The organism is Mesorhizobium sp. M7A.F.Ca.AU.002.02.1.1, from assembly GCF_003998535.1.
Taxonomy (GTDB): domain Bacteria; phylum Pseudomonadota; class Alphaproteobacteria; order Rhizobiales; family Rhizobiaceae; genus Mesorhizobium; species Mesorhizobium ciceri.
The window spans coordinates 1-7,820 of sequence record NZ_RZPB01000233.1 but is presented as its reverse complement, the minus strand read 5'-3'; the positions used below and the strand labels follow the sequence as shown (position 1 = coordinate 7,820).

General features: G+C 62.7%; 7 protein-coding genes and 1 pseudogene. 4 read left to right on the top strand and 4 right to left on the bottom strand.

The window, feature by feature from the left end:
* On the bottom strand, positions 1-421 hold a 421-nt coding region (locus tag EN879_RS16120; protein ID WP_164774430.1), incomplete at its 3' end, for a LysE family translocator.
* A gap of 394 nt (positions 422-815) precedes the next feature.
* On the opposite strand from EN879_RS16120, the gene EN879_RS16115 reads away from it, so the two are divergent.
* The gene (locus EN879_RS16115; protein ID WP_063169468.1) at positions 816-1,442 is read left to right on the top strand and encodes a DUF1062 domain-containing protein; all 627 of its coding nucleotides are present in this window, start codon (positions 816-818) and stop codon (positions 1,440-1,442) included.
* Between the two features lie 61 nt (positions 1,443-1,503).
* On the opposite strand, the gene typA is transcribed toward EN879_RS16115, so the two are convergent.
* Positions 1,504-3,333, bottom strand: a complete 1,830-nt coding sequence (gene typA, locus EN879_RS16110; RefSeq protein ID WP_013529003.1) for a translational GTPase TypA — start codon at positions 3,331-3,333, stop codon at positions 1,504-1,506.
* Positions 3,334-3,530: 197 nt separating this feature from the next.
* Between typA and EN879_RS16105 the strand changes: the two genes are divergently transcribed.
* The gene (locus EN879_RS16105) at positions 3,531-3,812 is read left to right on the top strand and encodes a hypothetical protein (protein WP_224618852.1); all 282 of its coding nucleotides are present in this window, start codon (positions 3,531-3,533) and stop codon (positions 3,810-3,812) included.
* A gap of 48 nt (positions 3,813-3,860) precedes the next feature.
* On the opposite strand, the gene EN879_RS16100 is transcribed toward EN879_RS16105, so the two are convergent.
* Together EN879_RS16100 and EN879_RS16095 are read right to left on the bottom strand one after the other, a co-directional pair.
* Entirely contained in the window at positions 3,861-5,435 is a 1,575-nt protein-coding gene (locus EN879_RS16100) for an alkaline phosphatase (protein WP_127274127.1), read from the bottom strand.
* A gap of 180 nt (positions 5,436-5,615) precedes the next feature.
* Complete coding sequence (locus tag EN879_RS16095) at positions 5,616-6,899, bottom strand: MFS transporter (protein ID WP_063169470.1); 1,284 nt, start codon at positions 6,897-6,899, stop codon at positions 5,616-5,618.
* 74 nt (positions 6,900-6,973) lie between these two features.
* Here EN879_RS16095 and EN879_RS16090 point away from each other — a divergent pair, with 74 nt between their 5' ends.
* Together EN879_RS16090 and EN879_RS16085 are read left to right on the top strand one after the other, a co-directional pair.
* Positions 6,974-7,591, top strand: coding sequence for a TetR/AcrR family transcriptional regulator (locus EN879_RS16090; protein WP_013528999.1), 618 nt, complete (start codon positions 6,974-6,976; stop codon positions 7,589-7,591).
* Positions 7,592-7,636: 45 nt separating this feature from the next.
* Positions 7,637-7,820: pseudogene (locus tag EN879_RS16085) on the top strand (hypothetical protein); the annotation flags it as partial.

Here is a 7,820-nt window from a genome sequence, read left to right as displayed (position 1 = left end):
AAGCGAGGTCGATGATGGTCGGCAGCAGCGCCAGGTAGAACATCATGATCTTGGGATTGCCGAGCGTCACCGCCATGCCGGCGAAGAACAGTTTTATCGCCGAATCCTCGCGCGGCATCTCGCCCTCTTTTGCATCGACAGGCGCGGTCCACATCTTCCAGGCGAGGTAAGCGAGATAGGCAACGCCGACCCATTTCACCACGACGAAGGCGAAATGGAAGGTCTGCGCCACGACAGCCAGCCCGAACACCGCCAGCGATAGCCAGATGCCCTCGCCGATCCACATGGCGAGCAGGAACGGGAACACGTCGCGAAACCCTTTCGAGATGACGCGGGCGACAAGCGCCGCGATCGATGGCCCAGGCGAGCCCGCGGCAACGAACAGAGCGGCGGCGAAAATCAGGAGCGAGGTGGGGTGCATAACCGGGTCTCTGGTTGAAAACCTTCGATTTCGGATATTAACGCAAGTGGCTCGGCTGCGGTAGCACCGACAAAAGACCCTTGTCGGTCCGGCATGTCGCGGCTAGAAAGGCCATCGCGAAACAATTTTGAGCTTCACTTTGCCTACGTAACCGCCGGTCTCGCCAACTCCCCCGACACACTGCATGACACCGCATTTGCGGTATCTGTTTTCATGTTCATGTGTTCTTCTGGGCGGCGGTTCGAGACCGGTTTGGCACTGCTGAACCGTTGTTGCGCGCTGCCGCCCGTGACATCCGATTTCCAATCATAGCAAGCGACCGCCACGCCGCGCCCGCATGGGCATCTCGACATCGCCGGCCTGATGAACTTCCCGACGGGAAGGGCTTATCGGCATGTCTGGACTTCTGCGTATCCACTGGGCAATCGCACCCCAGACCGCACCTCGACCGCTCATCAATTGCAACCGCTGCGGCACCGTGAGGGCCTATTGCAGCAGCGGAAAGTTCCGCGTCAACGCCAATGGCAAACGCATCGACGTGTGGCTGATCTATCGCTGCATCGACTGCGACAATTCCTGGAATTTCGGCATTTTCGAACGCTGCAACCGCCGCGACATCGACCCGGCGCTGCTGGCGGCGCTCGAAAGCAACGATCCTGCACTCGCTCACCGTCATGCCTTCGATGCGGTGGCGTTGCGCAACCGGATCGGGCGCGTCGAGGAGTTCTCCGATGTCAGCGTTCACAAGCGCAGGCTCGGCGACACCAGGGAAGCCGCGACCGTGTTGGAACTCCAGCTCGGGCTCGAAATGCCGACATCGCTGCGGCTCGACCGGCTGCTCGCAAGCGAACTCTGCATCTCGCGATCACGGCTTCAGGCGCTGGAGGAGAAGCGGCTGCTCATCGTTGACCCGGATGGAGCAAAGGCCCTGCGCAAGCCGGCCCGTGCGGGAAACACGATCCGCATCGATCTGGCCGGCGAGGCCGATCGGCAGGCCATCATCGCGGCTGCCGGTGGATGAACGAAAAAGGGGCGGAACACTGGTTGCTCCGCCCCTCTCCGCTGTTGGAAAAAATAAGAGCTTACGCCGCGCCGACCACCTTGGACGACTTCTCGAACCGCTTGCGCTCGTTCGGATCGAGATAGAGCTTGCGCAGCCGAATGGTCTTCGGCGTCACTTCGACCAGCTCGTCGTCCTGGATCCAGGCCAGCGCGCGTTCCAGCGTCATGCGGATCGGCGGGGTCAGCTTGACCGCCTCGTCCTTGCCGGCGGCACGGATGTTGGTCAGCTTCTTGCCCTTGAGCACGTTCACTTCAAGGTCATTGTCGCGGCTATGGATACCGATGATCATGCCCTGATACACCTTGACGCCCGGATCGATGACCATCGGGCCGCGATCTTCCAGGTTCCACATGGCGTAGGCGACCGATTCGCCCTGTTCGTTGGAAATCAGCACGCCATTGGTGCGGCCTGGCAGCTCGCCCTTGTAGGGCTCATAGGCATGGAAAAGCCGGTTCATCACGGCGGTGCCGCGCGTGTCGGTCAAAAGCTCCGACTGGTAGCCGATCAGGCCACGGGTCGGCGCATGGAAGACAATGCGCTGACGATTGCCGCCGGATGGGCGCAGTTCGACCATCTCGGCCTTGCGCTCGGACATCTTCTGCACGACGACGCCGGCATGCTCCTCGTCGACGTCGATGACGACTTCTTCGACCGGCTCCAGCAATTCGCCATTCTCGCCCTTCTGCATGACGACGCGCGGACGCGACACGGCGATTTCAAAGCCTTCGCGCCGCATCGTCTCGATCAGCACGGCCAGCTGCAATTCGCCGCGGCCGGAGACGAAGAACGAATCCTTGTCAGGCGATTCCTCGATCTTCAGCGCGACATTGCCTTCGGCTTCGCGCAGCAGGCGGTCGCGGATGACGCGGCTGGTCACCTTGTCGCCTTCGGTGCCGGCCAGCGGACTGTCGTTGACCAGGAACGACATGGTCACGGTCGGCGGATCGATCGGCTGCGCATGCAGCGGTTCGCTCACGCTCGGGTCGCAGAACGTGTCGGCGACGGTGCCCTTCGACAAGCCGGCAATGGCGACGATGTCGCCCGCCTGCGCTTCTTCGATCGGCTGGCGCTCAAGGCCGCGGAAGGCCAGGATCTTGGAAATACGGCCGGTTTCGATCTGAGTACCGTCATGGTGCAGCACCTTGACCGGCTGGTTGGCCTTCAGCGTGCCGCTCTCGATGCGGCCGGTGATGATGCGGCCGAGAAACGGATTGGCTTCCAGGATGGTGCCGATCATGCGGAACGGACCGGGATGAACGGTCGGCTCCGGCACATGCTTGATGACGAGGTCGAACAGGGGCGCCAACTGCTGGTCCTTCGGTCCTTCCGGATTTTCCGAAACCCAGCCATCGCGGCCTGAGCCGTACAGAATCGGGAAGTCGAGCTGCTCGTCGGTGGCGTCGAGCGCTGCGAAGAGGTCGAACACCTCGTTGACCACCTCGACATGACGGGCGTCCGGGCGATCGATCTTGTTGATGACGACGATCGGCTTCAGGCCGACCTTGAGCGCCTTGCCGACGACGAATTTGGTCTGCGGCATCGGCCCTTCGGCGGCATCGACCAGCACGATGGCTGAGTCCACCATCGACAGGATGCGTTCGACCTCGCCACCGAAATCGGCGTGGCCGGGGGTGTCGACGATGTTGATGCGGGTATCCTTCCAGTCGACCGAGGTCGCTTTGGCCAGGATGGTGATGCCGCGCTCCTTTTCGAGGTCGTTGGAATCCATGGCGCGCTCGGCCACGCGCTGATTGTCTCGGAAGGAGCCGGACTGCTTCAAAAGCTGGTCGACCAGGGTGGTCTTTCCATGGTCGACGTGCGCGATGATCGCGATATTACGGATTTTCATGTTCTGGTCTCGGAAGCGTTGCAGGCAGCAGGCCAAAAGGCGCTGCCTCTTTCGGTTGCGCGGCTCATACAGGGTTTTTCGCAGTTGCGAAAGAGGAGGCGCGTCACCAAATACTCATCAAATCTTAAGCATCTGCGTGTGAGATGATTTTGTTAACCAAGGCGGGAACCCCTCGGGGCCCGGGCAGTTCGAACGTCATGACCGATAAACTCAACCGATTCTGGCCGCTCATCGCCTCTGTTGCCTTCGCCGTCCTGCTGGCGGCCAACGCCGCGCAGTCGGCCGCGACGACGAAGGAATCACGGCCTGCCTTGCCGTCAGAGGCACAGTCGGCCGAGCAGATTTTCGCCGACGCGCCCGACGGCGTCGACCCGGTGGTGACCGGCCCGGTCAGCGCCGCCTTCAAGCAGCGGCAGGACGCCGCCAACTGCGACAGCGCCGTCTGGCCGAATATCCCCATGGTCTGCTACCCGGACTAAGGCATCGCGCGCCCTAGACGCGCGCGACACCTTTCCATCAGCGCGCGCTTATGCCGACCGCACCGGGTCGAGCGTCACCTTGTAGAGTTCATTGTCGTCGCGATCCATCAGCCGCACCGTCATCTGCTCGCTGGCGCCTGAAATATCGACCAGCCCGAAGAATTGCAGACCTGCCGAGGGCGGCAGGTTCTGTCCCTGTTCGGCGGTCGGCGCCTTGATGAACTTCAGCTCCGGACCGAACGTCATGTCGAAATCGTTCGGCCCGAACGTTCCGGCATGGATCGGACCCGAAACGAATTCCCAGAACGGATTGAAATCCTGGAACTGCGCCTTGTCCGGGTTGTAATAATGCGCGGCCGTGTAATGCACGTCGGCGGTGAGCCAGACGGTGTTGCTGATGCCGGCATTCTTGATGAAGCGCAGCAGGTCGGCGATCTCGAGCTCACGCCCTTTTGGCAAGCCATTGTCGCCATTGCTGACTGCTTCGGCACCAACCTTCTTGGTGCCGTCGTCCCAGACGACGAGGCCGAGCGGCATGTCGGCGGCGATGATTTTCCAGGTCGCCTTCGAATTCGCCAGTTCGCGCTTCAGCCATTTCGTCTGCTGTTCGCCGAGCATGCGCGATTGCGGCGTCATCTCATCCTGCATGTCGGGACCATTGGGGCCGCGATAGGAGCGCATGTCGAGGAAGAGCACGTCGAGCAGCGGCCCGTAGGCGATCTTGCGATAGACGCGGCCGGGCTCGGAAGGTTCGTAGCGGATCGTCGTCATCTCGTGGAAAGCCCGCGCCGCACGGGCCGCCAGCACGTGGATGGATTTTTCCGAATAGCGGCTGTCGGCGCTGAGATCCTTCGAATCCGACCAGTTGTTCAGGACTTCATGGTCGTCCCACTGGTAGAAAGTCGGGCAGATGGCGCTGAGGCCGAGCACGTTCCTGTCCATCATGTTGTACTTCCACTGGTCCCGGTATTCGTCCAGCGTCTCGGCAACCTTGCGTTTGCCGTCGATCAGCACGACGTTCTTCCACTTGCCGCCGCCGGGCAGGTCGACCTCGTCCTTCATGGCGCCGTCGGCATAGATGGTGTCGCCCGAATGCAGGAAGAAGTCGGGCGTGTGCTTGCCGATCGTGGCGTAGGTCTTCATGCCGGTCTCATCGATGCCCCAGCCCTGGCCGGCGGTGTCGCCCGACCAGGCAAAGCGGATGTCGCGCTTCGAGGCCGGCGCCGTCCTGAAGCGCCCGATGATCGGCTCGGAAACGGCGTTGATGTCGGCGAGATCGGCTGCCGTCATGCGATAGAAGATATCCTGGTCCGAAGCGAGGTCGGTGAGCAGCCGCTTGACGGTGTAGTCGCTGGCCGGCGACGTATCGAGCGGCGCCAGGCGTGTCGCAGTGGCGAAGTTCTCCGTCGACGACACTTCGAACATGACGCGCGACGGGCGATCGGTGCGCGTCCACACCATGCCGCTGGTTGCGTCGACATCGCCGGACTGGACGCCATGGGTGAAGGCCGGCCGCTGACTGGCGCGCGAATAGTAGGGCAGCACCAGGCTCGAGACGCCGGCCAGGCCAACGGCGCTGGCGGAGGTGACGAAAGCGCGGCGAGTCATCGAAAGCTTGTTCACGGCTGTCTCCTGGATGGCTTGAACGGTGCCACCAAAATCCAGCGTCAATGTTTCAGGGACATCTCGGGATCATGAAGTTTTTCTGACGATCAACAGGCGGGTGGGCGTTTGCGCGGACGGCGAAGCTGCCGATCTTCCTCCGTGTGGGGGAGATGGCAGCTTGGCCGGTAGCGTCTCTCCCTACGCCGCCTGCGGCTCCGGCTCGAATGCCGGCTTGCTGGTGTTGATCAGCAGCGAGATACAGGCAGCGGCTATTGCCGTCATGCCGGCGATCAGGAAGGCCAGTTCGTAATTGCCCTGCAACTCGCGCATGGTGCCACCGAAGGCGGCGGCGGTCGCCGCACCGATCTGGTGGCCGGCGACGATCCAGCCGAACACGATCGGCCCACTGCGATCGCCGAACGCCTCATTGGCGAGCCTCAGAGTCGGCGGCACGGTGGCGATCCAGTCGAGACCGTAGAGCACGGCGAAGATGATCAGGCTGGTCGCTGAGAAGCCGGAATAGGGCAGGTAGATCAGCGACAGGCCGCGGATGCCGTAATAGACGCCGAGCAGCTTGCGCGGGTCGAAACGGTCGGTGAGCCAGCCCGACAATGTCGTGCCGATCAGATCGAAAATGCCCATCATCGACAGCAGGCCGGCGGCCTGCACCTCGCCGATGCCCATGTCGCCGCAAAACGCGATCAGATGCGTGCCGACCAGCCCGTTGGTGGTGAAGCCGCAGACGAAGAAGGTGGCGAACAGATACCAGAACACCCGCGTGCCGGCGGCACGGCGCAGCGTCGAGAACGTATGCGCCAGAAAGTTGCCCTGTGACGCAGGCGGCGTCGGCGGCACATCGTCAGCCTCGGCGCCATAGCGCACCATGCCGATCGATGCCGGCCGCTCCGGCACCAGCAGCCAGACCAGCGGTATCAGGGCAGCGGTCGCGATCGCGACCGCAATGACAACCGGCTGCCAGCCGCCCGACTGTGCCAGAGCGGCGATCAGCGGCAGGAACACCAGCATGCCCGAGGCACTGGAGGCCGACATCAATCCCATGACAAGGCCGCGATTGGTCTTGAACCAGCGATTGACGATGGTCGCGCCGAGCACGCTGGCGACGGCACCGGAACCAATGCCCGAGAACACGCCCCAGGTGATGAACAGATGCCACGGCTTGGTCATCAGCAGGCTGAGCATGGTCGAGCCCGACATCACCACCAGCGAGGCGAGCAGCGTGCGGCGCAGCCCGATGCGCTCCATCAGGGCTGCGGCAAATGGCCCCGTCAAACCGTAAAGCAGAATGCCGACACCGGCGGCCAGGGAGATGACGTCGCGGCGCCAGCCGAAACTGTTCTCGAGTGGCAGCATCATGACCGAGGGTGCGGAGCGCAGGCCAGCCGCGACCAGCAGGCTGAGGAAGATGACGCCGACCACGACGAAAGCGTAGCGCTGGCCAAAGGGGCGAGATTGAGTTATCATGTTACTGACCGGTACGTTGCAGGGTGGGAACATGTATACGTACCGATCGGTAACATTGTCAATCGAGTCACACGATGCCAACCGACAAAAATATTGAACTGACCATCAGCGACGGTCATGCATCCGCTCCGCCGAAAGCCGCCAAGAAGATCCTCGATGTGGCCTATGACCTGTTCTACCGGCGCGGCATCAGGGCGATCGGCGTCGACGAGATCGTCAAGCGTGCCGGCGTCACCAAGCCCAGCCTCTACCGCAGCTTTCCGTCCAAGGACGAACTGGCCGCTTCCTATCTCAGGCAATATGACCGTGAATACTGGGAGCGCTTCGACGAGGCGGTCGCCGCTCATCCCGGCGACCCGCGCGCTCAGATCAAGGCTTTCCTGACCCGCATCGGCAAGCGCACGCAGGTGGCGGACTATCGCGGCTGCGGCATGACCAATGCGGCGGTCGAATATCCCGACCACAGCCACCCGGCTCGCGTGGTCAGCGAGGCCAACAAGCAGGAACTGCGCCGCCGCCTGCGCGCCATGGCGGCTGCGATGGGCGCGCAAGACCCAGACACGCTCGGCGACGGCCTGCTGCTGCTGATCGAGGGCGCCTATATCAGCGGCCAGTTGTTCGGCCTCGGCGGTCCGGCGCAAGCGGTTGCCCGCAATGCCGACCTGCTGATCGAAGCCAGCTTGAAGAAATAGCGTTTGGCGCTACGCTGCGGCGGCTTGCAACGGAGATTGACCGCCATGCGTGCCATTCTGATCCCGCTTGTCCTGGTCGGTCTCGGTCAGGCGGCGCAAGCCGACGGCATTTCCAGCGCCTACACCGATCTGGATTCGAAAACGGACTGCGTGACCTACGCGCAGGCAGAAGAAGGCGACGGCGACTGGGCCGAACTCGCCTGTTCAGGCTATCGCGGCTATCCCGTAC

What these genes read in the sequence shown, in the direction of transcription:
- EN879_RS16115 (WP_063169468.1), top strand. Translation starts at nt 816, where the DNA reads ATGTCTGGACTTCTGCGTATCCACTGGGCAATCGCACCCCAGACCGCA.
- typA (WP_013529003.1), bottom strand. Translation starts at nt 3,333, where the DNA reads ATGAAAATCCGTAATATCGCGATCATCGCGCACGTCGACCATGGAAAG.
- EN879_RS16105 (WP_224618852.1), top strand. Translation starts at nt 3,531, where the DNA reads ATGACCGATAAACTCAACCGATTCTGGCCGCTCATCGCCTCTGTTGCC.
- EN879_RS16095 (WP_063169470.1), bottom strand. Translation starts at nt 6,899, where the DNA reads ATGATAACTCAATCTCGCCCCTTTGGCCAGCGCTACGCTTTCGTCGTG.
- EN879_RS16090 (WP_013528999.1), top strand. Translation starts at nt 6,974, where the DNA reads ATGCCAACCGACAAAAATATTGAACTGACCATCAGCGACGGTCATGCA.